This is a genomic window from Effusibacillus dendaii (genome assembly GCF_015097055.1).
In the GTDB taxonomy this organism is placed as follows: domain Bacteria; phylum Bacillota; class Bacilli; order Tumebacillales; family Effusibacillaceae; genus Effusibacillus; species Effusibacillus dendaii.
This window is the reverse complement of record NZ_AP023366.1, coordinates 1,882,516-1,907,086: the sequence shown is the minus strand read 5'-3', so window position 1 is coordinate 1,907,086 and position 24,571 is coordinate 1,882,516. Positions and strand designations below refer to the sequence as shown.

Annotated in this window: 31 protein-coding genes, 2 pseudogenes and 1 riboswitch; of the genes and pseudogenes, 20 read left to right on the top strand and 13 right to left on the bottom strand. The window is 47.6% G+C overall.

Going from position 1 to position 24,571, the window contains the following annotated elements; genetic code table 11:
* The first annotated feature begins 48 nt into the window (after positions 1–48).
* The 5 genes from skT53_RS10340 (at position 49) to skT53_RS10320 (ending at position 4,144) form a co-directional block, all read left to right on the top strand.
* Positions 49–918: a DMT family transporter gene (locus skT53_RS10340; protein WP_200756625.1), complete on the top strand. Its 870-nt coding sequence runs from the start codon at positions 49–51 to the stop codon at positions 916–918.
* 6 nt (positions 919–924) lie between these two features.
* Complete coding sequence (locus skT53_RS10335; RefSeq protein WP_200756623.1) at positions 925–1,470, top strand: hypothetical protein; 546 nt, start codon at positions 925–927, stop codon at positions 1,468–1,470.
* 98 nt (positions 1,471–1,568) lie between these two features.
* Positions 1,569–2,630 carry an HD-GYP domain-containing protein gene (locus skT53_RS10330; protein WP_200756622.1) on the top strand — a complete coding sequence of 354 codons (1,062 nt, stop codon included), beginning with the start codon at positions 1,569–1,571 and terminating at the stop codon, positions 2,628–2,630.
* Positions 2,631–2,717: 87 nt separating this feature from the next.
* Positions 2,718–3,326: a GNAT family N-acetyltransferase gene (locus skT53_RS10325; protein WP_200756620.1), complete on the top strand. Its 609-nt coding sequence runs from the start codon at positions 2,718–2,720 to the stop codon at positions 3,324–3,326.
* A 296-nt stretch (positions 3,327–3,622) separates the two neighbouring features.
* Positions 3,623–4,144, top strand: coding sequence for a hypothetical protein (locus skT53_RS10320; RefSeq protein ID WP_200756619.1), 522 nt, complete (start codon positions 3,623–3,625; stop codon positions 4,142–4,144).
* 139 nt (positions 4,145–4,283) lie between these two features.
* Here the strand turns inward: skT53_RS10320 and skT53_RS10315 are convergent, their stop codons facing one another.
* The 3 genes from skT53_RS10315 to bacA form a co-directional block, all read right to left on the bottom strand.
* The gene (locus skT53_RS10315; RefSeq protein WP_226375180.1) at positions 4,284–4,694 is read right to left on the bottom strand and encodes a DNA-binding protein; all 411 of its coding nucleotides are present in this window, start codon (positions 4,692–4,694) and stop codon (positions 4,284–4,286) included.
* A 9-nt stretch (positions 4,695–4,703) separates the two neighbouring features.
* Entirely contained in the window at positions 4,704–5,087 is a 384-nt protein-coding gene (locus skT53_RS10310) for a helix-turn-helix domain-containing protein (protein ID WP_200756618.1), read from the bottom strand.
* A 297-nt stretch (positions 5,088–5,384) separates the two neighbouring features.
* The gene (gene bacA, locus skT53_RS10305; RefSeq protein ID WP_200756617.1) at positions 5,385–6,179 is read right to left on the bottom strand and encodes an undecaprenyl-diphosphate phosphatase; all 795 of its coding nucleotides are present in this window, start codon (positions 6,177–6,179) and stop codon (positions 5,385–5,387) included.
* A 188-nt stretch (positions 6,180–6,367) separates the two neighbouring features.
* Positions 6,368–6,450, top strand: a riboswitch (cyclic di-GMP riboswitch).
* A 49-nt stretch (positions 6,451–6,499) separates the two neighbouring features.
* On the opposite strand from bacA, the gene skT53_RS10300 reads away from it, so the two are divergent.
* From skT53_RS10300 to skT53_RS10290, 3 genes are all read left to right on the top strand, one after another.
* The gene (locus skT53_RS10300; RefSeq protein ID WP_226375179.1) at positions 6,500–7,261 is read left to right on the top strand and encodes an EAL domain-containing protein; all 762 of its coding nucleotides are present in this window, start codon (positions 6,500–6,502) and stop codon (positions 7,259–7,261) included.
* A 93-nt stretch (positions 7,262–7,354) separates the two neighbouring features.
* Entirely contained in the window at positions 7,355–8,890 is a 1,536-nt protein-coding gene (locus skT53_RS10295; RefSeq protein ID WP_200756614.1) for a fumarate hydratase, read from the top strand.
* A 91-nt stretch (positions 8,891–8,981) separates the two neighbouring features.
* Positions 8,982–10,250 carry a DUF4097 family beta strand repeat-containing protein gene (locus skT53_RS10290; RefSeq protein ID WP_200756612.1) on the top strand — a complete coding sequence of 423 codons (1,269 nt, stop codon included), beginning with the start codon at positions 8,982–8,984 and terminating at the stop codon, positions 10,248–10,250.
* Positions 10,251–10,291: 41 nt separating this feature from the next.
* On the opposite strand, the gene skT53_RS10285 is transcribed toward skT53_RS10290, so the two are convergent.
* The 3 genes and pseudogenes from skT53_RS10285 to skT53_RS18865 form a co-directional block, all read right to left on the bottom strand.
* A complete protein-coding gene (locus tag skT53_RS10285) occupies positions 10,292–10,543 on the bottom strand; it encodes a hypothetical protein (protein WP_200756610.1) in 252 nt (83 codons plus the stop codon).
* A 47-nt stretch (positions 10,544–10,590) separates the two neighbouring features.
* Entirely contained in the window at positions 10,591–10,932 is a 342-nt protein-coding gene (locus skT53_RS10280) for a Fic family protein (RefSeq protein WP_404828963.1), read from the bottom strand.
* A gap of 9 nt (positions 10,933–10,941) precedes the next feature.
* Positions 10,942–11,091: pseudogene (locus skT53_RS18865) on the bottom strand (Fic/DOC family N-terminal domain-containing protein); the annotation flags it as partial.
* A 154-nt stretch (positions 11,092–11,245) separates the two neighbouring features.
* Here skT53_RS18865 and skT53_RS10275 point away from each other — a divergent pair.
* The 8 genes and pseudogenes from skT53_RS10275 to skT53_RS10240 all read left to right on the top strand — a co-directional run bounded on the left by skT53_RS10275 (position 11,246) and on the right by skT53_RS10240 (position 16,849).
* Positions 11,246–11,458, top strand: coding sequence for a hypothetical protein (locus tag skT53_RS10275; RefSeq protein WP_200756606.1), 213 nt, complete (start codon positions 11,246–11,248; stop codon positions 11,456–11,458).
* 198 nt (positions 11,459–11,656) lie between these two features.
* A complete protein-coding gene (locus tag skT53_RS10270) occupies positions 11,657–12,772 on the top strand; it encodes an aminopeptidase (RefSeq protein ID WP_200756604.1) in 1,116 nt (371 codons plus the stop codon).
* Between the two features lie 29 nt (positions 12,773–12,801).
* Positions 12,802–13,413: pseudogene (locus tag skT53_RS10265) on the top strand (aminotransferase class III-fold pyridoxal phosphate-dependent enzyme); the annotation flags it as partial.
* A 111-nt stretch (positions 13,414–13,524) separates the two neighbouring features.
* On the top strand, positions 13,525–14,028 hold the full coding sequence (locus skT53_RS10260) for a hypothetical protein (RefSeq protein WP_200756602.1): 504 nt from the start codon (positions 13,525–13,527) through the stop codon (positions 14,026–14,028).
* A gap of 69 nt (positions 14,029–14,097) precedes the next feature.
* Positions 14,098–15,177 carry an A/G-specific adenine glycosylase gene (gene mutY / locus skT53_RS10255; protein WP_200756600.1) on the top strand — a complete coding sequence of 360 codons (1,080 nt, stop codon included), beginning with the start codon at positions 14,098–14,100 and terminating at the stop codon, positions 15,175–15,177.
* A gap of 137 nt (positions 15,178–15,314) precedes the next feature.
* Positions 15,315–15,488: a hypothetical protein gene (locus tag skT53_RS10250; RefSeq protein WP_200756598.1), complete on the top strand. Its 174-nt coding sequence runs from the start codon at positions 15,315–15,317 to the stop codon at positions 15,486–15,488.
* Positions 15,489–15,503: 15 nt separating this feature from the next.
* Positions 15,504–16,142: a Bax inhibitor-1/YccA family protein gene (locus skT53_RS10245; protein WP_200756595.1), complete on the top strand. Its 639-nt coding sequence runs from the start codon at positions 15,504–15,506 to the stop codon at positions 16,140–16,142.
* A gap of 14 nt (positions 16,143–16,156) precedes the next feature.
* The gene (locus skT53_RS10240; RefSeq protein ID WP_200756593.1) at positions 16,157–16,849 is read left to right on the top strand and encodes a FadR/GntR family transcriptional regulator; all 693 of its coding nucleotides are present in this window, start codon (positions 16,157–16,159) and stop codon (positions 16,847–16,849) included.
* Here the strand turns inward: skT53_RS10240 and skT53_RS10235 are convergent.
* On the bottom strand, positions 16,844–17,863 hold the full coding sequence (locus skT53_RS10235; protein ID WP_200756591.1) for a glycosyltransferase: 1,020 nt from the start codon (positions 17,861–17,863) through the stop codon (positions 16,844–16,846). The genes skT53_RS10240 and skT53_RS10235 overlap by 6 nt on opposite strands.
* Positions 17,864–17,948: 85 nt before the next feature.
* On the opposite strand from skT53_RS10235, the gene skT53_RS10230 reads away from it, so the two are divergent.
* Positions 17,949–18,128, top strand: a complete 180-nt coding sequence (locus skT53_RS10230; RefSeq protein ID WP_200756589.1) for a DUF5325 family protein — start codon at positions 17,949–17,951, stop codon at positions 18,126–18,128.
* Between the two features lie 284 nt (positions 18,129–18,412).
* Here the strand turns inward: skT53_RS10230 and skT53_RS10225 are convergent, their stop codons facing one another.
* The 4 genes from skT53_RS10225 to skT53_RS10210 form a co-directional block, all read right to left on the bottom strand.
* Positions 18,413–18,598 (bottom strand): cytosolic protein, encoded by a 186-nt coding sequence (locus skT53_RS10225; RefSeq protein WP_200756587.1) that lies wholly within the window; start codon positions 18,596–18,598, stop codon positions 18,413–18,415.
* A gap of 79 nt (positions 18,599–18,677) precedes the next feature.
* A complete protein-coding gene (fabI, locus tag skT53_RS10220; RefSeq protein WP_200756585.1) occupies positions 18,678–19,448 on the bottom strand; it encodes an enoyl-ACP reductase FabI in 771 nt (256 codons plus the stop codon).
* Between the two features lie 599 nt (positions 19,449–20,047).
* A complete protein-coding gene (locus skT53_RS10215) occupies positions 20,048–20,368 on the bottom strand; it encodes a GNAT family N-acetyltransferase (protein WP_200756583.1) in 321 nt (106 codons plus the stop codon).
* A 199-nt stretch (positions 20,369–20,567) separates the two neighbouring features.
* Entirely contained in the window at positions 20,568–21,452 is an 885-nt protein-coding gene (locus skT53_RS10210; RefSeq protein ID WP_200756581.1) for a metallophosphoesterase, read from the bottom strand.
* 107 nt (positions 21,453–21,559) lie between these two features.
* On the opposite strand from skT53_RS10210, the gene skT53_RS10205 reads away from it, so the two are divergent.
* Both skT53_RS10205 and fabL read left to right on the top strand, forming a co-directional pair.
* Positions 21,560–22,036, top strand: coding sequence for a DUF402 domain-containing protein (locus skT53_RS10205; RefSeq protein WP_226375178.1), 477 nt, complete (start codon positions 21,560–21,562; stop codon positions 22,034–22,036).
* 33 nt (positions 22,037–22,069) lie between these two features.
* Entirely contained in the window at positions 22,070–22,831 is a 762-nt protein-coding gene (fabL, locus tag skT53_RS10200; protein ID WP_200756577.1) for an enoyl-[acyl-carrier-protein] reductase FabL, read from the top strand.
* A 69-nt stretch (positions 22,832–22,900) separates the two neighbouring features.
* Here the strand turns inward: fabL and skT53_RS10195 are convergent, their stop codons facing one another.
* Positions 22,901–23,452 (bottom strand): RsfA family transcriptional regulator, encoded by a 552-nt coding sequence (locus skT53_RS10195; protein WP_200756576.1) that lies wholly within the window; start codon positions 23,450–23,452, stop codon positions 22,901–22,903.
* Between the two features lie 148 nt (positions 23,453–23,600).
* On the opposite strand from skT53_RS10195, the gene skT53_RS10190 reads away from it, so the two are divergent.
* On the top strand, positions 23,601–23,858 hold the full coding sequence (locus tag skT53_RS10190) for an alpha/beta-type small acid-soluble spore protein (protein WP_200756575.1): 258 nt from the start codon (positions 23,601–23,603) through the stop codon (positions 23,856–23,858).
* A 123-nt stretch (positions 23,859–23,981) separates the two neighbouring features.
* Here the strand turns inward: skT53_RS10190 and lepB are convergent, their stop codons facing one another.
* Positions 23,982–24,533 carry a signal peptidase I gene (gene lepB, locus skT53_RS10185; protein WP_200756573.1) on the bottom strand — a complete coding sequence of 184 codons (552 nt, stop codon included), beginning with the start codon at positions 24,531–24,533 and terminating at the stop codon, positions 23,982–23,984.
* Positions 24,534–24,571 lie beyond the last annotated feature (38 nt).

The following is a 24,571-nucleotide window of genomic DNA, read 5'->3' as shown; positions in this document are numbered from 1 at the left end:
TTGCCGTTGATGTTGGATCAGATTATCGTATGAGACTGGGAGAGTGGAATGAATCGTCTAATCGGGAGCATCTGTCTGACAGGTGCAGCCGCCATTTGGGGCGGAATGTATGTGGTGAGCAAATACGTGCTCCATTTTATAAATCCGTTGACACTTGTCGTGATGCGATTTGCTATTGGCGCAGCCGTTCTTGGAATGGTGCTGCTCGCCGTACGGGGCGGTTGTATTGCCCGGAAAGATTGGCGTAAAGTTGCGATTTATGGACTGGTCGGGTACACCATTTCAATCAGCGCCCAGTTTATTGGCACACAACTTTCGTCTGCCCATTCAGGGGCGGTCATAACGTCTGCTTCTCCGGCATTTATCGCACTGTTTGCTTTTGGGATGCTGAAAGAACGTTTGACGATTCGCAAAATCGTCGCTTTGCTGATTGCTACAGCCGGTGTGTTGGTAATCATGGGCACCGACCAATCCGGCGGCGAAAGTACGCTGATCGGCAATCTGTTTCTGTTGACGGCGGCCGTTTCCTGGGCGCTCTATTCCGTATTGGGAAAATTCTTGACCGAACAGTATCCGGCGCTTGCCGTTACATTCTGGTCTTCCTTGTTCGGGATTCTGTTCACGCTTCCATTGGCCGGGTGGGAAACAGTGGTAAAAGGTTTTGTTATGCCGAACGACCCGCTTGTATGGTGGGGAGTCCTCTATCTGGGAGCGGTTTCCACCGCCTTGGCGTTTTTTCTTTGGACCAAAGGATTTGAACTGATGGATGCGGGCACAGCTGGATTGTTCTTTTTTGTGCAGCCGATTTTTGGTGCAATATTGGGGTGGCTGGTGTTGGGGGAACAGTTGACGGTTCCTTTTTTTATCGGCAGCAGCCTGATTATAGGCAGTGTATTGTTGGCTATGAAAGGGGAGTGAAACAGGGTGTTTGATCCGACCGTTTTTGACAATCTGAAAGTGGTGATGGAGGGCGGTCTGTACGATTTGGAACGTCAGGGCCGCTTGCAGATTGTCGGCAGGCAGGATCTGCTTGATTTGGCAACGATGAGCCGGACGTTTTCACTCACGTTTCAATTGACAGAGGATGATGAATCGCAGGCAACAGTGGCACTGTCCAGCAGTTTGACTGATTTTGCGGTTGAGTTGGCAAGGCTTCGGTTAGTGGAACCGTCACCACCCGGATGCAAGCTGCAGATTCGCTATCAGTTTGAAAATTGGACAGGGGCCGCCTCCCGTTCTGAATACATTGCCGGGCTGTTGCGACAGTGGTGGACTGACGAAATTGCGGTGGAGCACCTGGTTCAGTCGGTCTACCGGGATGTTGACACCGAACATCAGATGCAAAGCCGCTACATGATCGTACTCACATTCGACCGGAAAATTGATGAAGACAATATGGCGGACATGCAGCCTTTGCTGGAAAGCGCTCTCGCATCATTGCAGGAGTTAACCGGTTATATCAAACCATGATGCGGAACGGAAAACTCTATGCGGAAAAAGGACAAGCCGCAGGGTTTGACGAATGTAACCGATAAGGCGTCAACATGGGAAGGGGAGCAGGAAGATTCATGCGCTATGTTTCAATTGACAGTGTAGAGCCGGGACATATTTTGGCTCGCAGTATTTATACAAGTGACGGAATGGCACTCTTGAATGTGGGAGTTCAGTTAACGGTCGGAATGCTGTCTACGCTTCGCCGATTGGGTGTTACCCATTTGTACATACAAGATGAACGATTTGCGGATGTGGAAATGGAAGATGTGGTATCGGAACAGACCAGACGTGAAGCACTGGCCTCTTTTTCGATGGCGGTACAGTGTGTACAAGCGGGCAAGTCGCTTTCTTCCAAGGCAATCACCGATGCAACATCCAGCATGATTGATGAAATTATGCGCAACCAGAAAGTGCTGATCAATTTAAACGATATTCGAACGAAAGATAACGAGCAGTTTTTGCATGCCTTGCAGGTTTGCACATTGTCGACCGTAATCGGCGTAAATCTCGGATTGCCACGCGCGCAGCTGCAGGAACTTGCGATTGGATCTCTCCTGCACGATATTGGTAAATGTGAAGTTCCAGAAAAAGAAAAGAAACAGGAGGATGCGGAGCTCTCAGGCGACACGAATGACGACAAACAACACACCTGGCGAGGTTACAAGCGTCTCCGTAAAATCAAGGAATTCAGCATTACGATTCCGCATGTGGCGTTGCAGCATCATGAGCATGTTGACGGTACGGGATATCCCCGTCAACTGTCAGGCGAAGATATCCACCGCTATGGAAAAATCGTGGCTGTCGCCAATTTTTTTGATAACTTGGTAGCGGGTCAGGGGATTGACGGAAAACGAATGATGCCGCACGAGGCGACTGAATATCTGATGGGGTTTGCCGGAAAACGGTTCGACTTGGAAACCGTCATTGGATTTCTCAGATGTATCGCCATCTATCCAAATGGAACTTCGGTCAAACTAAGCACCGGTCAGGTGGGAGTGGTGGTAGGCCAGCACACAGGACTTCCGGCACGGCCAATTGTGCGCGTTTTTACGAAAGATTCGGATGACCATGAGGTTAAGGAACTGGATTTGGCGAAAGAAACGACCCTATTTATCACGCATGTGCTACAGGGGTAAACGATCGGTTTTCGGTATAAAGATCGTGTCAAATGCCTACGTTGCCGCATATAGAATGACAAGAGAGGAACTTAAGGGGGATGGATTATGCGGACTGTAAGTTTGGAAAGCGGCAAAACGATCACTGTTCGTGCTTGGCAGGAACAGGATATACCGAAGCTGTATCGATTGATGGAAGAAGTGGGCAAGGAAGGGCAAGTCATGCTGGGGTCCCGGCTGCCTTTTACGGTGGAACAGCTTTACATGCAATACTATCACGCTGCTCCCAAAAACCATCTCACACTGGTTGCCGCTACAGAAGACAACGAAATTTGCGGCTGGTTGCGTTGTGATCGTTCGATCGTTCCCTGGATGGAACATAATGCGACGATCTGGATGGGAATTGCACCTGAACACCGGGGGCAAAGAGTTGGCGAAAATTTAATCAGGGAAGCGTTCACTTGGGCGGCTCAGCAGGGAATTGAAAGAGTCGAATTGGGCGTTCGCGGTTCAAATACTCCTGCGTTGTCCTTATATCAGAAAATGGGTTTTGCGGAGGAAGGCAGAAAAGTTCGCGCCATCAAACTGGATGAGGGATATGACGATGACATCTGGATGGGCGTATTTTTAACGAAAGATGGAACGCCGCGCAAACTCAAAACGACTGTCAAATCAAAACAGCGTCCGAGTAAGTCCAGAATGCGAAAATCGCTGTAAGATACTGGAACTTCAGTTGTCACATTGTGTCGAAGGAAAGAAGGTTTTATCGATTCAGTTAGTTATAGCTTTACCTGACAATGAAATCAAAACCTTGCCTCTTGCGGAGAAACGCTTGTTCTTGCACAAGTTTTTTCTGTCGGGGCAAGGTTTTTTTATTCTTGTAGGCTGACTCGGCTTTTAAACATAAAAATTATAAAAATATTAAAAAAATAGGTCTTGAATCATGCGAAAATATTGTTGTATGATGAAATTCACTAAACAGAATTGAACTGTGGTATGGAAGGACTGAGGGGATGAACAGCAACAGCACGGCAGGAGGGTACCAGATTGAAGTAAAGACTACTTGGTTTCGGTTTGAGTTATCACAACTTCGACAACTGATTGTGGAATGGGATCGGGAAATCGGTTGCCAAGTGGAGGAAAACCAGCAAGAAATCCTGCTTACATTCGGAACCTCGCCTGAGATCCAGTTGCTCTTGAAGGGGCGCAAGAAACGGAAGTTTGTTGATTTTTACAGCGGGCAAGTGTTCGGAACCACGATGGACGAAGAAATGTTGGCCGATTTCCTTGATTGGTTGTGCAATGTGCAAAGCAGGGCGTCCGATATGATCGGTTTGTTGGTTCGCAAAGAAGGGGATGACACTCGTCCTTTATTCATCAAAAATGGTCAATTGTATGATGAAGCGCGGATGATTGAACTGTTGTGGGATCATTTTTCGACGAGCCGGATTCGTGAATCCAAACGATTTGAAGACATGTACCACTTTTTTCGAGATGTCCCGAAATACAGTCGAAACAAGCATACAGTGAAATAAGCGATTCTCCAGGCTATTTTGGTCGATAGGAATTTATAAATTTTTCCCTATCGACATAAGGGCAAGAGGATCCCACCAAAGTGCTTGCACTTTGGTGGGTGGAACTTTGCTTCCGCCTGCGCCAAAGGCTCGGCGAAAGCTAAGTTTTCTTTATAACAGAGCGGCTTCTGTAAGAAATCCGTTTCTCTTGAATCATCTGTGTCAACAATGGCTCTGGTACACGGTACGTATCCCCAAACTTCAGAGCGGGAATTTCCCCTTTGGCGGCCTTCCGCAGCACAGTCGAATATACCATCGGTCCCAATGCTTTTGTCAGCCGATCCTGCGTTTCATAGAGCGTCAGAAACGGGGTGTCGAGACCCACTTCAAAAGGCTCGGCGGTTGTTCGATGCAGGGCAACGACTTCCGATAGTGCATAACGGTTTAACTTCTTGACTGCAGGTTGCAGCCGGGCATCCTGGTGCAGCATTCCGAGCAGCGCGGAATAATCCATTCTGAACAATCTGGAAAGCTGTTCAATCGTACAGTACAGCGGAGTCATCGCGATCATCCCCCAGTTCTAAGACAAATCTTGTTCGAGTATGTCCAGCGGAATATAGTAGGTGCCGCCTAAATTGTAAGCTTTAATCTGTTGGTTGTGAATCCACCTTTTGAGCGTGCGCTGTTCAATTGAGATGCCAAACTTCTTCAGGATTTGCAGAGCACCTTGAATTTTTGTGAAATAAGTACGGATCTCCCGTTTCGTTTGATAGAATTGTTCCCATTCCGGAATGGTGAAATCCCAACAGCGATGTTCTTTCAGGTAGTTTTCAAAATCCTCGGCCAACACGAAAATCCGACCGTTATCGTTTGTGAACGGGAATTGCTGCGTCCGCATTTTTTGGCGCAGCGCCACTTCCGTAATACCTAAAATGACAGCCAATTCGGCTACAGTATAGATCAAGCGCAATCGGCTCCTTCATATCCATTCGAATGTAGAACCATATTTTTGTCCTTATGTTACAGTATACAGAATGACAATAGATTGAGCCAGAAGTGAAAGAAAAATATATTGCATATACAACTATATTATGGTATTATAAAAACAAACCTTCGTAAGAATTCCCCCGATTAATTTGCGAAGGTGGCAAGATCCCACTCCGTTTTTGCCGCAGCAAAAATGAAAAAAGCCCCGTATGCGCCACATAAATGCCCCCCGGCGCATGCGGGGCTTTCCCCTGCAGAAAAGCCTGACGAATCATTAAATAAAGAAAATCCAGAAAAGGGCGGCCAACACAAACCGGTAATAGGCGAAACCGGTCAGCCGGACTTTGGAAACAAGTTTCAAAAACGAAAACACAGCAAGCAAGGCGACTATAAAAGAGACGACAAAACCAACGGCAAAGAACGTAAGATCATCGGCGGACAATGTTTTATAACTTTTTAAAAGGTCAAGTCCGCTTGCTGCAATCATCATCGGCACCGCTATAATAAAGGAAAATTCGGAAGCGGTTTTCCGGTTGGTGCCTACCAGCAGACCGCCCGCGATGGTAGCGCCGGAACGAGAGAAACCAGGCCAGAGAGCCAATGCTTGAAAAAGACCAATGCGGAACGCTTGTCCGTAAGTGAGTTGATCAAGTTCAGTAGCAAACTTTGATTTCCTGGACTTCTCAGCCATAATCATCAAAATGCCGCCAAGCACCAATCCAATCAGTACGGTGTAAGGGGAGAACAGATGCTGTTTGATGAACTTGTTAAGAATAAGTCCCAAAATTCCGGCTGGCAGCATGGCCACAAAAATGTGCAGCAAATTGAGCGACTCCGTGTTGGTAAAGTTTAGGTTTCTGGGTTCAAATAAACTCAAAAAACGTCTCCAATAAATGACCACTACCGCAAGAATGGCGCCCAGTTGAATAAAAATTTCAAACGTACTGGCTTTGTCCCCTTGAAAATGCAGCAAGTCGCCGGCGAGAATTAAATGTCCGGTTGAAGAAACAGGCAGAAATTCGGTGAGACCTTCGATAAATCCAAGTATTACGGCAGTTAGCAGATGCATGGCTATAATCCTTTCTCATCCTTATTTTATTTAGTTTATTTTACATTCGATTGTTACAAATACGCAAATTAAAATAAAGTCAGCTAAAAAAGTTGAAACTTGTTGCATTTTGTCATTTTCCAAAATGTAACTGATTTATATTGAAAATCAAATTTTTATCATATAAAATAAAAACACAAAAATGAATGTCTTTTGGGGAAGCGATGAACGGTCACTTGTAGTTGGGCACTTGAGGGATCGGGAGCCAGTAGTGCAACCGGCCAATTCATGAGAATGAACTGGCTTTTTTATTTGTAAAGCCGCTGCAGACGAGGTGCGACATGCAACAGGAACCAATACCAAAAGACTTAAAGCCTGTAATACTTTTTAATATTTTATATCACGAGACTCTTGAGTTGGCTGTGCAACCGATTGTCGATTTACGTACGGGCCGCGTTGAAGCAGTTGAAATTTTAAGCCGCTCGCCTGGTGGAGTTCTCTTGCCTGACGAGATGTTCCGGTTGGCTCGCCAACACGGTGTTCTGGAGCATCTTACACTTTTGTCCTGTAAAAAGTTGACCGAACATATACATAAGCTGACACCGTTTGTGCAGAAGGGGCTCTTTTTTAATATCGAGGCGGACGTAAACTGTCATACGATGCGGCGAGCGGTTGAAATGTTAAACAGCGTGGCACAGACCCCCGTCGTATTTGAGATTACCGAACATATGCCATCCGTTTTTTTATGGAAGCCGTTCTTAGAGGAGCAGGGCATTTCTCTAGCGATGGATGATCTTGGAAAAGGGAATTCCAACATGGTAGAGTTGCTTAACTTAAAGCCGCATTACGTGAAAATTTGCACGGAAATCGTATTCGATCTTCATAAATCCGGTGTCAAAGCGATTATGATCGAACAGTTCAAACGAATTGGGGATTCCCTGAACCTGCAAATCATCGCAGAAGGAATAGAATCGTTAGAAGATTTAAAGAAATTGCGGGAAATGGGAATTGAATATGGTCAAGGCTATTATTTTTCAAAACCCAGCCTGATCGAGCAAATTCCGATGGACGAATGGAAGGCTGGCTTTCAGTCGCGTTTTTAAAAAGTGAAAATTTTAGCTAGTGAAAAAAAGGTGCCTGCGGGGACCTTTTTCTTTATAATAGGAATAGCGATAAAAAAGGGAGAGGAAACCATTATGAACAGCCAACAATTTCAAAACAGTATGTTGAAATTGATTATTGAGACATCAACCAATCTGCCAGCCGATGTGCGTAAACAGATAGCAGCCGCAAGGGTGAAGGAAGAAATGGGGACCCGTTCGGCCATCGCATTGGGGACGATAGCTGAAAACATTATCATGGCGGCAGAATCGGAAGGCCCCATTTGTCAGGATACGGGGATGCCTACGTTTCATATTCACTGTCCGGTAGGAGCCAACCAGATCGAGATGAAGAAAGGGATCCTCGCGGCAATTGTGGAAGCTACCAAACTGGGTAAACTGCGTCCCAATTCAGTAGACTCGCTGACCGGTAAGAACTCGGGGGATAACCTGGGGCCGGGCACGCCTGTCATCCATTTTGAACAATGGGAGAAGGACTATATTGATGTCCGCTTAATTCTGAAAGGAGGCGGCTGCGAAAACAAGAACATTCAATATTCGCTGCCGTGCGAATTGGAAGGATTGGGCAAAGCGGGCCGTGACCTGGACGGGATCCGAAAATGCATCCTGCATGCCGTTTATCAGGCGCAAGGACAGGGATGTTCCGCCGGGTTTATTGGAGTTGGAATTGGCGGCGATCGTACCAGCGGATATACGCTTGCGAAAGAGCAACTTTTCCGGCGGGTCGATGATGTAAACCCGAACGAACAACTTCGGCAACTGGAAGAATATATCATGGAAAACGCCAACAAGCTGTCGATCGGAACCATGGGATTTGGCGGAAACGTATCGCTCTTGGGTTGTAAAATCGGTGTAATGAACAGGTTGCCGGCTTCTTTTTATGTGTCGGTCGCTTATAACTGCTGGGCGTACCGCCGGCAGGGAGTGAAAATCAACCCGGCTACCGGTGTAATTGAAGATTGGATTTATACAGGCGACAGTGTGGACCTCGGTCAGGTTCAGGAAACGGCTGTTGCTGGCGATAATCGGCAGGTCGTTTTGCAGGCGCCCATTACGGAAGAACAGATTCGCAGTCTGAAAGTCGGCGATGTGGTTGTGATTAACGGGGCGATGCATACGGGTCGGGATGCCTTCCACAAGTACATGATGGATCACGATTGTCCCGTTGATCTGAACGGAGGAGTGCTCTATCACTGTGGGCCTGTGATGCTGAAAGACGAAACAGGCAAGTGGCACGTAAAAGCGGCCGGTCCTACAACATCCAGCCGGGAAGAGCCATATCAAGCGGATATTATCAAAAAATTTGGCATCCGGGCAGTGATTGGGAAGGGCGGTATGGGAGCCAAAACGCTGGCCGGGTTGAAAGAGCATGGGGCTGTGTATTTGAATGCGATTGGTGGAGCGGCTCAATATTACGCGCAGTGCGTAAAAGATGTAGACGGTGTTGATTTTCTTGACGAATTTGGAATTCCCGAAGCCATGTGGCATTTGCAGGTAGAAGGATTTACCGCGATTGTTACAATGGATTCACACGGCAACTCGCTGCATGCGGATGTGGAACAAGAGTCGTTGAAGAAGCTGTCCGATTTTAAAGAACCGGTATTCGCATAATTGCAGGCGCCGACCGACTTCAGTCGGCTTCCTGTTATTTCACTGCCGCTGCTAGCTTTATTGCGCTGTGGCAACGACTGGGGTTGTGGCAATGCGAAAAGTAGGAACTCTGACAAGCGCCCTGACATTACTGGTGCTGGGAGGATTGCTGCTGTTTGATCAGTTGTCGGACAAGCAGATCATATTTAAAGTCCTCTCGTATTGGCCGGTAATCGTGTTCGCGTTGGGAGCCGAACTCTTGTGGAGTTTATATGCGGTCAAAAAACTGAAGATCAATGAAGAAATACGGGTTGACGCACGCAGCATTGCACTGCTGTGCCTGGTTGGCGTTTTTTCGCTGGTTGTCTATTCGCAGCAAAGCATCCAGGGATTGGTGCAATCCAGCATTGTCAATTTGCGGGACGCCTTGTCGGAAAAGAGGATCAGTCTGCCGGATATGAAATTTGACGCAAAATCGGTCAAACGGATGGAAATATTCAACCGGGTGGGTACCATTGATCTTCGTCCCTCCGATTCGCAGACGATCCAGTTGAAAACAAAAGTGCGGGTGCAAAACCTGCAGAGCGATCAAGCCAATCAAGAGGCGCAATCGCTGACCCCTCTGATATCGCAGGGGGAAACTTTGCGGGTTGAAATTGACCCGGCCTGGTCCGCTTCTTCCAAGATCACGGGAGTGGATCTGGAGCTGTTGGTTCCTGACAACATTGACGTACAGTTATTGACCGATACGGGCAACGTTACCGTTTTGAATCATGTCGGCAATGTGGTGGTAAGTTCACAGTCCGGCAAGGTGGATTTACAGGATATTAAGGGCACCGCGACAGTGGATGATGGCAACGGTCAAATTAAAGCGGCTTCCATTTTGGGAGATGTGGAAATTAAAACAAAAGCGGGCAGCCTGGATGTTCATGATATTAAGGGGAATGTCCAATTGGACAACGCATTTGGTCAAATCAAGGCGGGAAAGATTGATGGCGATCTTAATATAACCAGCCGAAATGGCATAATCGACCTGGATACGGTAGCTGGAAACGTGGAAGCTCAGATTGAAAATGGTCCGATTCATGCTGCCAATCTGCAAAAAGCTGTCACACTAAACTCCAGCAGTGGAGGCATTACGCTGGAAAGTATAGTGGGCGGAACCTGGGTTTTGAACTCGCAGCGCGGAAATGTGATGGTGCGCATTCCAAAAGATTCAGATGTGGAGTTTATAGGGGAATCAAGCAGCGGAACCATTAAGGGACCGATGCAGTCCAATAAGCCGAACGAATCCAAAGTTAGCGAAAAACTGGGCAGGGGAACGTACCAACTTTTAATTCGTACGGAAACAGGTTCGATTACGGTGAATCCGAATTTGTAAAGAAGGGTGCCGAAGGTTCTGCACCCTCTTTTGTGTGCTGATTATCGAATGGCGTCCATCACTTCGGTTGCCATTTGACTCAAGTCGGTGTTGTTGCCGTTGTTGCCCTGAGTCATGTTTTTGGCCGCTTGTCCCATCGAATTGTTGCGCCGCATCATTTCCCAGGCTGCAATACCTACACCGGCTCCAATTATCATAGCGGTCGTAATGCTTATGCCTCTGTCCCTGTCCCGACCACGGGCAGACATCATCCGGTTGGCCGTCGGAATCATGTTGGTCACAGTTTCCCACATAAACAACACCTCCTGAATCTATTGTGTGCGATTTGGTGTCCAGCATGTCAGGAAATTACTGCTGATTCGATTCTTCCGTTTCCATCGAGAAAAGGATGGATTGTCTCGAACTGTGCATGAATAATAGCCACGCGGGTCAACTCACCTAGATCATCTTTTGGATCGTTAATGTGTGTTTCAAGATTGTCCATATACTTGTTAACCAGTTGAGGTTCCGGAGGTATAAAAGATGCAGTTTCTATTGTACACCCCTCTGGTCCGATAAAATTCTGTATCTTTCGATATTCGCCGGGGGAACGGTTACTGCCGCGAACGTAGTTTGACAAGAGTGTCTCATGTAACAGTTTGAAAAGCCTTGTGGAGATCGGTAACATTCTTAGAGAATCCATCCCACCACGCAATGCTTGATAGTAATTAAGCACTTCCTGAATGTCTTTATTATTTTTTCGAGTCTGAGCTTCCACTTCTAACACTTCGTCGAGCGTAACTTGTGTGCCCTCAATTTTTGTTGATTGTAAAGCTTCATGAAGCATCACGGGATTCAGGAGAAGTTCAGAATGTACCTTGGAATTTGCTCAAAAATAAAAAGCCGCTGGACGGATGTAGCGGTAGTCTTGACATCTGGTTTTTAGAGGGGGTTGAATCCGGAAAAAGGGGGACAATTTACTTAGGTAAAAGCATTATCAAAGGAGGGTTTTACTTATGGTCGATCAAAACGGTCAAAACAGGGAGCAAGCGAGTCAATCGATTTTCGAAGAACAGCGGCAGGAGCTTCTTCAATACAAGGATCAACTGTCAAAGAGCATGCGGCCGGAAGAGGCGGAAGCAAACGGCAACCATCTGGCCGCTACAGTCAATCAGATCATGGATGGCAATCTACAGCCGGAAGAAGGTCCGGACGAAGGAACCTACTAAGCGGTTGACATCAAATCGAGTTGACAAAATTCCCCTCTTTGCCAAGACAATGAGTAGTAAACACCGACTGACTGGACTACAATAAAAGAGACATGGGTACAAAAATTAAGGACCCCCCGCTAAAACGTTGACATCCTTGTCAACAACGCGGGATAGATCGTCCGTGATCTAGGTCACGCTATCAAGGAGGGGACGCTTATGCTGGATCCGAGAATGACTCGACTGGCTGATGTGCTGGTAAACTATTCAACTCACGTGCAAAAAGGGGAAAACGTTTTGGTGGAGGCGTTCGGCATCGAACCGCCGCTCATTAATGAAATTGTCAAAGCGATACATAAAGCAGGCGGTCATCCGTTTGTCAATTTGCGGGATAATGCGGTCATCCGCAGAATGTTGATGGAAGCATCCGAGGAACAGATTCAGACATGGGCTGATTTTGACAAATACCAAATGTCAAAAATGCAGGCCTACATTGGAGTTCGTGGCGGACAGAACATATCTGAAATGTCCGACGTTCCGGACGATAAAATGCGCCTTTACTCATCGCTTTATCAACACCCGGTGCATAGTCAACTGCGCGTCAAAAAGACAAAGTGGGTGGTGCTTCGCTACCCCAGTCCGTCAATGGCTCAATTGGCGGGGATGAGTACGGAAGAGTTTGAAAACTTTTATTTTGATGTGTGTACGGCCGATTACGCGAAAATGTCGAAAGCGATGGACCCGTTGAAAGAACTGATGGACCGCACAGATCGTGTAAAACTTGTGGCACCCGGTACCGAGCTGACGTTTTCGATAAAAGGAATCGGATCCGTCAAATGTGACGGCGAATTTAATATTCCGGACGGGGAAGTGTTTACAGCGCCTGTTCGTGATTCGGTAAACGGGATCATTGCGTACAATACGCCCACACCGTACCAGGGATTCACTTTCGAAAATGTGCGGCTGGAGTTTAAGAACGGCAAGATTGTCAACGCGACCGCTAATGATACGGAACGTATAAATAAAATTTTGGATACGGATGAAGGAGCCCGATATATTGGGGAATTTGCCATCGGATTCAACCCCTATATCCTGCATCCCATGAAAGATATTCTGTTTGACGAGAAAATCGCAGGCAGCTTCCATTTCACCCCTGGCCAATGTTATGACGAAGCTCCCAATGGCAACGAGTCGGCCATCCACTGGGATATGGTGCTGATTCAAAGGCCTGAATACGGCGGGGGAGAAATCTGGTTTGACGACAAGCTGATTCGCAAGGATGGTTTATTCGTGTTGCCGGAGTTGGAAGGACTGAATCCGAATCATTTGAAATAATTCGGCTATCTGCTGTGGGGTATAGAAGAAAGGGGGAAGCGGGGATACGGATACCGCCTGACGGGTACCTGAAACAGGCTTCTGAACTTTGCCGACAGCACAATGTACTGTTTGTCGCAGATGAAATTCAGACCGGATTGGGCCGTACCGGCAAACCGTTCGCATGCGATTGGGAAGATGTAAAGCCCGATGTCTATATTTTAGGGAAAGCGCTCGGTGGCGGCGTGATTCCGGTTTCAGCCGTTTGCGCGGATGAACCGATACTTGACGTTTTTGAACCGGGATCACACGGCTCTACATTTGGGGGAAACCCGCTTGCTTGCGCTGTAGCAAACGCTTCTATCGAGGTCTTGTTGGAGGAGGTTTTGATCGAAAATTCTCTTACGCTTGGCGACTATTTTATCGAACAACTCCGTTTGATCAAAAATCCAGCGATTAAGGAGGTGCGGGGCAAAGGTCTTTTTATCGGTGTGGAACTTGATCAGGCAGCTCGACCATATTGTGAACGGCTGATGGAGAAAGGGCTGCTGTGCAAAGAAACACATCAATATACAATTCGTTTCGCGCCTCCGTTGACGATCCAAAAAGAGGAGCTCGATTGGGCTTTAGAACGGATACGGCAGATTTTAGGGGGTTTTTAGCGGCTTATTAAAAACTCGTTCCTGGTATTTGGGCGGATGCCCAGGGCAAATGTCCCGGTCCTGCATATAGTGAAAGAAAAACAGGGTGAGCACCCCTGAGGAGGGGACCAAATGGACAGATATTTTTTTCTGTATCAACTCCCATTATCAGCTGAACCGTTGGAACAGACTGAGCGGTTTGCGGAAGGTCTAGAAAAAAATTTGGCAGGAAGTGATATGGAATCTGGAGTTCCCTATCGGGCAGAGGCATCGACTATACCGGGCACAGGGGCGATAGAAGCACCTGCTCCAGGCATGATGACTGCGTCTGCGCCGAGCATGATGACCGCTCCTATTCCGAGTATGACGGCTGCACCTTCTCCAGGCATGATGGCTGCGCCTGTGCCGGGTATGACGGCTGCGCCTTCTCCGAGCATGATGACTGCGCCCGTATCGGGCACGGGTCTTGGGCAGGGTAAGCGAGCATCTGTATCCAAGCCGGCAAATACACAGACTCAGAATCGATCCATTTTACATGGTGTGAGCCAAGCGGCCGGATTCCCTTTTGTGGGGAATCTGCGTCCCGTCTGGACCAACATCGTACCGCTGCCGGGCATGCGATATGGACTTTGGTAGGTGTATTTCCGAAAGTCTAGGCAAGCTCTTTTCCCACCCTTATAATGGAGGGGAAAGGGGCATTTTTGTATGGCCGGAATCAACCATTTGGAAGCAAACGAAGTCGCAAAACGTCTATTAACCTGGTATGTTCAAAATAAAAGAGATTTGCCATGGAGAAGAACCAAAGACCCTTACCAGATTTGGGTATCGGAAGTGATGCTGCAGCAAACGCGGGTGGAAAGCGTTATTCCTTATTGGAACCGCTTTATGGAACGGTTTCCCACGGTGGAATCACTGGCTGTTGCACCGGAGGAAGAGGTTCTCAAAATGTGGGAAGGGCTCGGCTATTATTCACGGGCACGCAATCTGCAGGCGGCAGTTCGCGAGGTGAACGAAAAATACGGCGGACGGGTGCCCGACTCTCTGCCGGATATGTGTTCCCTGCCGGGGGTCGGTCCTTATACATCAGGCGCCGTTCTATCGATCGCCTATAATGTATCGGTACCGGCTGTGGACGGCAATGTGTTTCGCGTGCTGTCGCGTATTTTTCTGATTGAGGATGATGTTTCAAAACCGGCTGCCCGCAAAAAATTCGAGGGTATTGCCGAATTTCTGATTCCCCCGGGGGAAGCGAGCGATTTTAATCAGGCGTTAATGGAATTTGGCGCGCGTATCTGTATACCCAAACACCCCCGTTGTGAAACCTGTCCGGTACAATCTCTATGCCGTGGGTACCGGGAGGGTGTGCAGGATCGTTTGCCTGTCAAAGGGAAAAAAAAGCCTCCCCGTCCTTTGGACATTGCGACGGCCATTGTGTGGCAGCGAGATCGGGTGCTTATCACCCGGCGCCCACCAGAGGGACTGCTAGCAGGTATGTGGGAGTTTCCGAGTTGCGATGTATCAGACGGAAATCGCCATGAGGCAGAATTGACCCGATTTTTTCAGGGGAAATGGGATGTAGGGTTACAGGTGAAATCCCATTTTGCCAATTTGCAGCATACGTTCAGCCATCTTCATTGGAACGTGCAGGCATACACTTGCGAGGCGGAAGCGGAAAAGATTCCGGAAACGGACTCTGTTAAATGGGTCACCACCCGCGAACTTACTCAGTTTGCGATGCCGGTCGTTCACCAGAAGCTGGCAAAATCGTTGGACGGATTGTTATAATAAAGCAGGGGGGTGAAAGTTTGATTACCATTTCCGATATCGCTGTTCAGAAGATTCAGGAGTTCAAAAAAGAACAAAATCAGGAAAATTTGAGCGTTCGGGTCAGGATGATGCCCGGCTGAGGTGGGCCGAAATATGTGCTGACTCTGGACGAGTTGCAACAAAATGATAAAACGTGGGAAGCCAACGGATTGCAGTTTGTGCTCGACCCGTTTGCCGCATCCCAAATCAAGCAACTACGCATCGATTATAACGAAGCGGAAGATGAATTTTCTGTAGTCAATCCAGATGGTCCTCAATCATCCTGTTAAGAAGGAGCGGGGAATATGAATCCAAGTTATGCTGGTTCACGTGTCACGATGGGAGATATTTTTCCGGCGCTGTTTTTTAGTCTGCTGTTTGCCACGGTAGGTTTATTTGCCGGCAGTTATGTGCCAAGGCCGCTTTTTCTGCCGTTAATGATCGTTGAATTGATCATGATCGTCGCCGCCTCGTTTATTCGCCGTCGGCGGGTAGGTTATGGATTCCTGTACGCGTTTACGTTTATTTCCGGTATGACGCTGTATCCGGCTATTGCCTATTATGTCAGTTCGCTCGGTGCGAATGTGGTGCTGCAGGCGTTTGGTGTAACAGTTGTGGCGTATGGGGCAGCCGCTCTGTATGCGACTATTACCAAAGCCGATTTTGGATTCCTGGGCGGTTTCCTGTTTATCGGTTTGATCGCGCTGTTGGCGATGGGAGTGCTCGGTTTGTTCTTCCCCATGTCGCATACCGTAAATTGGGTGTACACGCTGCTTGGAGTCTTGATCTTCATCGGATACACGTTGTTTGACGTCTCGCGAATTGTCCATTACGGAATCGATCGGGATGAAGTGCCGAGGGCGGTGCTGAGTCTGTATTTGAACTTCGTCAACCTGTTCTTGTTTATCTTGCGTCTGTTTGGTTTGAATCTGAAACGCGACTGACGGAGCAGGCGGATATGAGCGGATCAAACGGTAAATCGTATCAGAAAATTGCGGCGGAAATTGAACGCCTCATTTTGGAAGGATATTTGAATCCCGGGGACAAACTGCCATCCATGAAGGAACTGGCGAAACAGTTTGGTGTGAGTCGACCGACCGTCAGGGAGGCGCTGTCATCCCTGCAGGCCAAACAGCTGCTGGAACTGCGTCAGGGGGATGGCACGTTTGTCTGCGAAGCCAAATTGGACCGACATCTGTACGCTCCCCTTCAGGCTGCATTGCTGATCGGACGCGGTGATCTAAAGAGTTTGCATGAAGTTCGCACGATTCTGGAGGTCGGCGCGAGCCGTTGGGCAGCATTGAACCGGACGGGAGAAGCATATGAGGAAATTGCGGCTGCTTTGATGGAGATGGAATGGGCCGTGACAGACATGGATATTGTCAACGCCGATATTCGGTTCCACCAAGCAATTGCAAATGCAACAGGAAACACCGTCATTCAAAATCTGATGAATACTCTGACCGCAGCGCTGCTTGATGTGATTCGCGTAACACTGCCGCAACTGTCCTATCGGGAAGTGGCAGAGTATTACCGGGAATGGGCGACGGCCATTCGAGAGGGACACCCTGAACAGGCGTCCCGCATGGCTGAAAAATATTTGCAAAAATTCGCGGAGGTCATTGAAAAACCGATCTTTTCCGGTTTATAAGCAACATTCCTTGCAGAGGACCTGCTCATATACATGCCGAAACGTTTCCATTTCACGTTCAACCGAATATTGTTCCTGAACCCATTGTCGGCCGGCGGCAGCGATTGTTTCCCGCAGGTCGGCATTTTCAATGTAAAGAGACCCTTTGTCAACAAATTCATCCTCATTGGCAAACAGAAAACCGTTTTGTCCGTCCTTGATCAGATCAATGTTTCCCGGCACTTTCGAAGCGAGCACCGGTTTGCCGAGCGACATCGCTTCCAACAACGCATGCGACAGTCCTTCTGATCGGGACGTATTTAATACTACGTCTGAAGCCAAAATCAGATCCGGCATGTCGGTATGTTCTACTTCCCCCAAATAGTGGGCCCAATCGACCGCGTCCATTTTGTTTTTGAATTCGGCGGTCAATGCCGGGTCCATCTCCGGCCCGGCCACTACAAAGCGGACATTCGGGAATCGCTTATGCAAACGGCTGATTGGCTGGTAAGCGGACAATGGATTTTTGACAGGGCGGATGCCTGCAGGCAGCATGAATATAAAACTGTTGTCGTCTAAACCGAAGTCTGCTCTTGATTTTCCACGCGGCTTGGGCAGGTCAACGCCGAGGTTGATCACCAATGATTTGCATTTGGCATCAGGTACCAAGTTCAAAAGTTCTTGCCGGGAAGACTCCGTTAGTGAAATAATGCGGCTGGCGTATTGGACTACTCCGTAAGTTTCTTTTCGAGTCTCTTCTTTGGTCATGTACTCGTTTATGTCTGTTCCTGTAATCGTTAAAACCATAGGTTTTCCGGTTTCCTTCAAAACGGGCAGTACAAAACGGCCGGTACGGAACGCGTTAAACGCATGAACAATGTCCGCATCCCGGTAATCCTGCGGCTCCACCTTGTCAAGCGGTTTGATCAAAATCTGAATGCCGTGACGGGCCAGCCCTCGCTTGATTCGATTCGAATACGTGATATTTCCGCCGGATTTGGGTTGGTCCGGGGGCAATACGATCAATATTTTCATTCTGTTTTCCTTCTTTCATCTATTGTTGCCGCCAGACAAACGGGAATGGTATGATGGCTTCATCAAGTACGGAGGATGGTATTTTATGCCGCGAAATGTTAAAATTGCTTATTTTATCCTGACATTGTTGGTAATGGGAAGTTTCGCTATGGTTGGTATTTTTATTTCGGAACGACTGTATGGGTACGCAGGCCTGTTCCTGGTTTTGGCTATTTTGTTGGCAGGCGGCGGTTTTTCCATGAAAAAGCGTTTTATGAAGCAGTGAATGCGCTGTGTCAAAAATTGTGCTTCAATCGTTACCGTTTGTCAACAGTAAAAAAAGTTATCCCTAAAAAGTAGGCAGGCGCTATCCGGACTGATCCGGTTAACGCCTGTCGATTTTGCCACGCTTTTTCCAAAAAGTGTTTAATCGAACAAGATGCCGGAGGGACGATCATATTCGCCACCGTACATAGCACGACTTGGCATCGTAGATGGCTAAGCGTGACTTGTGCCCTTTGGGTACATAGCACGACTTGGCATCGTAGATGGCTAAGCGTGACTTGTGCCCTATAGGTACGAAGGAATTCTGCGGTTGTTCAACTCACTGTCGATTCTTCGGAGCAGTTCGGTCCCGCCAGTATCGACATAATCTTCCAGTGCATGGAACGAGTTTTTGAAATAAGCCAATTCCTCCATCGTCCAACTAGATAAGGGAAGGTTCTGTAATTCTTCCAGACTTCGTCCTACGTACAACCCTGCCACCTCCGTGTGTTTTACACTACTAGATTGGGACAGGGCCGGGTGGTTTATACGTAGGTGCACCGGTTTAATTTTACATCCCGAGAATATTGTAGCCTGCGTCTACGTGCAGAATTTCTCCGGTAATGCCGGAAGCCAGATTGGAAAGCAGGAAGAGCGCTGTGTTGCCTACCTCTTCTTGTGTAACGCCTCGGCGGAGCGGCGCTCTTTCCGTTACGACTTTTAACATGGAGGTAAAATCGCGTACGCCTCTGGCTGCCAGTGTCATGATCGGGCCAGCGGAGATCGCATTAACCCGGATGTTGTCAGGGCCCAAATCGGCGGCCAAATATTTCATGCAGCTGTCGAGCGCCGCTTTTGCCACACCCATCATGTTGTACCCCTGGATGACCCTTTCACCGCCCAAATAGGTCATGGTAACGATGGAACCGCCTTCTTTCATCAGTCTGCGTGCCCGCTGCGTGACAGCGACCAGGGAATAGGCGGAAATGTCTTGTGCCAGCGCATAACCGTTGCGCGATGTATCGACGAATTTTCCTTCCAAATCTTCTTTTTGCGCAAATGCAAGGGAGTGAACCAGACCGTGCAGTGTACCGACCTCCTTCTCGAGGGTGTCAAACACTTGATCGATCTCTTCGTCTTTTGTTACGTCGCAAGGCAGTACGATCGCGTTCGGAATATCTTTGACCAATTCCTTGATGCGCCGTTCTACCCGTTCCCCCTGGTAGGTAAAAGCGAGTCTCGCTCCCGCGTTATGTAAGGATTGTGTGATTCCCCACGCTATGCTTCGTTCGTTTGCGACCCCCATAATCAGGATCGTTTTGCCGTTTAACAGATTTTGCATACATGAACTCCTTTCGGACACCCATTTTCCATACGGATACTATTTTACCAAAAGTTGATGTCGAGTACGACTGCAAAACTGCGGTGAGCCATTTGCGTACGAAATTGACAATCAGGATGGGTTTGTTTCATTTTTGGTTTAATATTAATTTCAGGGGAGTGATGCGAAATGTTAAGGAAACGAAAAATAGTTATTCCTATAGTAGCATTGGGTCTTTTTGCAAGTTCAATTTCAGCTATTTCTCTATATAACCACTCAGCAGGCGCCAAACAAGATGTTCCTGTAATTTAATGTATCCGGCGACGTAACAGAGGGATTTCCCGCAATTTCAAAATTAAAAAATACTTCTGATGTTATTGCTGAGGTACAAGTTGAAAACAGTTCCTCTTTTAAGTATAAGAATGTGGTCTTTACGCTATCCGCTGCAAAAGTTTCAAAAATCTATCATAGGAGCGTATCAAGGGAAATTTATTCTTGATAGCTCTGAGAATTTGAAAGTACCCAATGATGTTTGTTGCGAGAAAAACCCGGGTTCCCAATACTCTAGAGGGATTCCGGGTTTCAATAGCATTAAAGTAAATGGTTGCCGTAATGATTGACTAAAACGTCTTTTCCAAAAAAACCAGGCTCAGATCATTTCCGATTATCTGGTTTTTAAAAACCTGATAGCCTAATCTTTTGTAAAAGCGAATATTTTTTTCGCTTTTACTGCCGGTGAACAGTTCGTACCTGGCAGTCGCGCTAATTTTTTCAATTTCTGCCATCAACGATGCACCAATACCTCTGCCCTGATATTCCGGGTGCACCATCAACTTCCCGATAAAGCAGGTTCCATCTTTTACATAGGTCCTAACCGAACCTATAATGGTGGACGCATACACTTCCCATGTTGCCCAGCCCAATAAAACCGATTTTTTCATTCATGCTATCTATACCTCCTCTGAATATTGCCTGCCCTGGCCATCACATAGCTGGCGCTTCATCCCTCTGTTTCGTTATAAGAAGTATTATACAGTAGGGGAACCATAAAGTTTATGTGTATGAAAAAAGAGGATATATGCGCATAATGCAACATTATATCCCCTAGCAATAGCTCAATTTAAGATTATCAGATCTGTCTTAGTACCCGCCATCTAAAGCAGGCGCAAACGTCTCACTTGTTTTTGCAGCAGCGGGAGCGACGTCTGGCCGACCGGTTCGCAATGTGTGAAGTGTGATTTCCGGTCGCGAACGAAGCCGGACGTTTAGTCCGCTTTGGCCGAGTCCTTCCGAAATGTAAATCGTTTTTCCGTTGACACGGTGCATCCCCTTGAGGATGTCATGCTTCGGCAGTTCACCAAAACCCATTACGCGGTGCAGATAGGGGATTAAATTAAACTGTCCGCCGTGGAAATGTCCTGACAGAATATAGTCAGCCGGATGCGATTCATTCATCGCCAGAATCGTATTCGGATCATGCGCCAATACTAGATGGATTCCTTCTGATGGAACATTTTGGTAAGATTTTGGAATATCGCTTTTTCCCAGGCAATGATCATCGATCCCGATGACGGTGAGCGGGGCGCCTTCCGTTTCAATCGTTTCCGACTCGTTGCAAAGCACGCGGCAGCCGATTTTTTCAAGCGCCGCTTGCAATTCGCAAATCCGTTCGCCCAGATAATGGTCGTGGTTGCCAAAAACCACATAGGTGCCATATTTAGGGTTTACTGTTACCACTCTTTTTAGATACTCCACGCATTTTTCGATGTTGTGATAGCGATCCAAGTAATCGCCTGTCAACACGATCAGGTCAGGCTTTGTGGCAAGCGCCAGATTACGCAGACGCTGCGGTGAGATTGACTGTCGTTCCATATGCAGATCGGATAATTGCAGAATTCGCAGCGGGCCAAAACCGCTTTTGTGTGGAATGGTGTGTTCGACTTCTCGCAAAACCATTCGAAATGTGTTGAAATAAGAGTAGACAAGCATCAAAAGTATAAGTCCGCCAACAATCAACCAAACCAATTCAGACACCTCCGTATCGAAAAATAGTCAGCTATTCACTAGTTTAAGAGATGTGGAGGGGAAAATCATCAGCCAGAATATGGGATTTGAAGCGGTTAGACAGGAGAGTGAAGCGCTTGCAAGTTGTTACGCTTCAAGCATGTAAACATAATGGACAGAAACATCGCAGTTGGCAGCAGGCAGTCATCCAGTCGACGAATCCGTTATGGCTGCGAATTCCACCCGCAACACCGGTGCAAAATCTGGACGGTTCGGTATGGTCAAGCGATTATGAAGTGGACGCTTATTTTCATCCGACCGATTGGTATAATGTATTTGTCCTGAAAAAATCGGATGGCGTGGAGTGGTACTGCAACGTGGCGGCACCGCCAACGGTTGACATGGAAAAGAGACAGGTTACATTTATCGATTACGAGCTCGATGTCTATGTGTATGCAGACCGGTCTTATAAGGTATTGGATCGCGATGAATTTGAGGAAAACGCCTTGAAAATGAGATATTCTGAGGAAGTCAGAGCAAAGGCGGAAGCTGGCTTGTCCGCCCTGCTCCGTGCTATTGAGGAACAAAACCATCCGTTTGCCTGATCGCAGGAAAAATACATAGGGAGGCTATAAAAGATGTCATCGCTTAAAGGAAAAATCGCACTGGTAACAGGCGGCAGCCGGGGAATCGGCAAAACGATCGCGCTTTCTTTGGCGGAACAGGGGTGTGACGTAATCATCAATTTTTTCCGGAATCGTAAACCGGCGGAAGAAACGGCGGAACAAATCCGGGCAAAAGGCGTCCGTTGTCATGTGATTAAGGCGAATGTCGGGGAACCGGACAAAATCGGATCGATGTTTGAAGAAGTGGACAGGGAATTCGGCGGTTTAGACATTCTGGTATCGAACGCAGCGTCAGGGGTGCTGGTTCCTGCGCTTGAAATCAAGGAAAGCCATTGGGATTGGACGATGGATATTAATGCCAAAGCGCTTTTGTTCTGTGCCCAGCATGCAGTTCCTTTGATGGAAAAAAGGGGCGGCGGCAAAATCGTCTCTATCTCCAGCCTCGGTTCGATTCGGGTACTGGATAACTATACCACAGTGGGAGTTTCGAAAGCGGCGCTGGAAGCGTTAACCCGTTATTTGGCAGTCGAATTGGCCGCAAAAAATATTGCAGTCAATGCGGTATCTGGTGGAGCGGTCGATACGGATGCGCTGACCCATTTTCCAAACCGGGATCAAATCCTGGAAGCAGCTCGCAAGCGGACGCCCGCCGGGCGGATTGTGGAACCGCAGGATCTGGCCAACGCGGTACTCTTCTTATGTTCGGATCAATCGCAAATGATTCGCGGACAAACGATTATTGTGGACGGCGGCATGACTTTGCTGGGGAAGTAACGAAAGCAGCCCTCTTTTGCCGACGATAATTTGAACGTTCGTTAGTAAAAAGGGGCTGCCCTGTTATTTTCATTTTCCTTCCGATTCCAGCAGTTTGCGTGCACGCTCCATAATGGCCAACAGAGTTTTGGAGTCTTCCGACAATGGTTCCCCGTTGTGAAGTGAAGATTCACGTTCCCGCAGCATCCGGTTTTCATATTGCAACTGTTCGATATCTTGCTGCAATAAGGTGATACGATCCTGCAAATCACGATTTCGTTCCTGCAATTCCATATACATCCGTTCATGATGTTTCAAGGCGCGAATAATTCCTTCAATGGAGGAATCCTCCAGATCGGGAACCCATGCACGGCGGCGGGAGAAATGTCCTCGCAGGGAGATGTGATTTTTTTTCTCCTGCTTGGCTAGTTTAATTTCCTCCCCAAAATTCCGGCGAACTACACCGTTCCATCTGTATCCGCAAGCTGCAGGCGTTCGGCCTAACAGGTTGGCGGCTTCGACGAAGGCGTTAAGCTGTGTGCTTCCTTCCCGAATATGTCGCAACACAATGTCTGCCAATTTCTGGTCGTCGTCAGATGTCCATGCATCGGATCGCGTTGTCCAACGCTCTACTGTCTCCAAACCAAGATCCCTCCAAAAAAGCCATTTATACTATCTTTATGTCCGTATTCTGGAAGATTGATACATTATTTTTTCCACGCATTACAACGGATTGTGGAGGGTATCCGGCGACACACTATCCTATACCAAACAGAAAGGAGTGTTCGAAATGGCACGCAGGAATCTTCTCGTCGTAAGAGCAGCGAACCAGGCATTGAATCAAATGCGGTATGAAGTGGCGGAAGAGTTGGGAATCAGTACTCCGGCTGACGATTATTGGGGGACGATGACCACCCGTGATACGGGCGCCATTGGAGGACACATTACCCGGAAGTTGGTAGCTTTTGCTCAACAGCAATTGGTGGGTCTAAATCCACAGTCGGCTGCCGTACAGGCAAATACAGAGGAGACGGTTATAACTGAATAATTTATAATCGGCCTTCTTAAAAGGGCACAGGTTTTTGTGTTTTGAACATTAAAAAGTCCCCTTGTTTTCTACATTCACGTAGAGACAAGGGGACTTTTCAGCTGGGTCCGTCCGATCAGGATTTTATTTGATCACCATTTTTCCTAAAACGTGGTCAAGCGGTATAGAACCGATCATACGACTGTCCTTGCTGTAATTGCGATTATCCCCCATGACAAAAATATGGTCGGCGGGAACCGTGATTTTTTGATTTGTGGAATAGTTCATCGTTTCTTTCAGATAAGGTTCGTTCAGCGCCGTTCCGTTTCGATACACTTTATGATCCCTGAATTCCAGAACGTCGCCGGGCTTTCCAATCACTCTTTTCACCCAGGTGTCATGGTCTGTGTGCCCGGTTACCAGGTTGAAAAACGGGCTCTCCACTATATCATCTTTTACGGTGCGGGTGCGGTCTATCCGACTGTCAATAATTACAATGTCGCCGTAATCGGGTTCTGATTTCAACGTATGGGGGAGCTTGGAAATAAAGATATATTCGTTATTTTGCAGGGTAGGCTCCATGGAACTTCCCAGAACCTTAGTAGGCTGGAATACAAATGCGCTGATCAATACGGATAACGCCACAGCCGTTGCAAGGGTTCCGATCCAGCTGATTGTCTCTTTTAGCGATTTCATAGTCCACCTCTTTTTCTTTTCACTTTCACATTATAGTA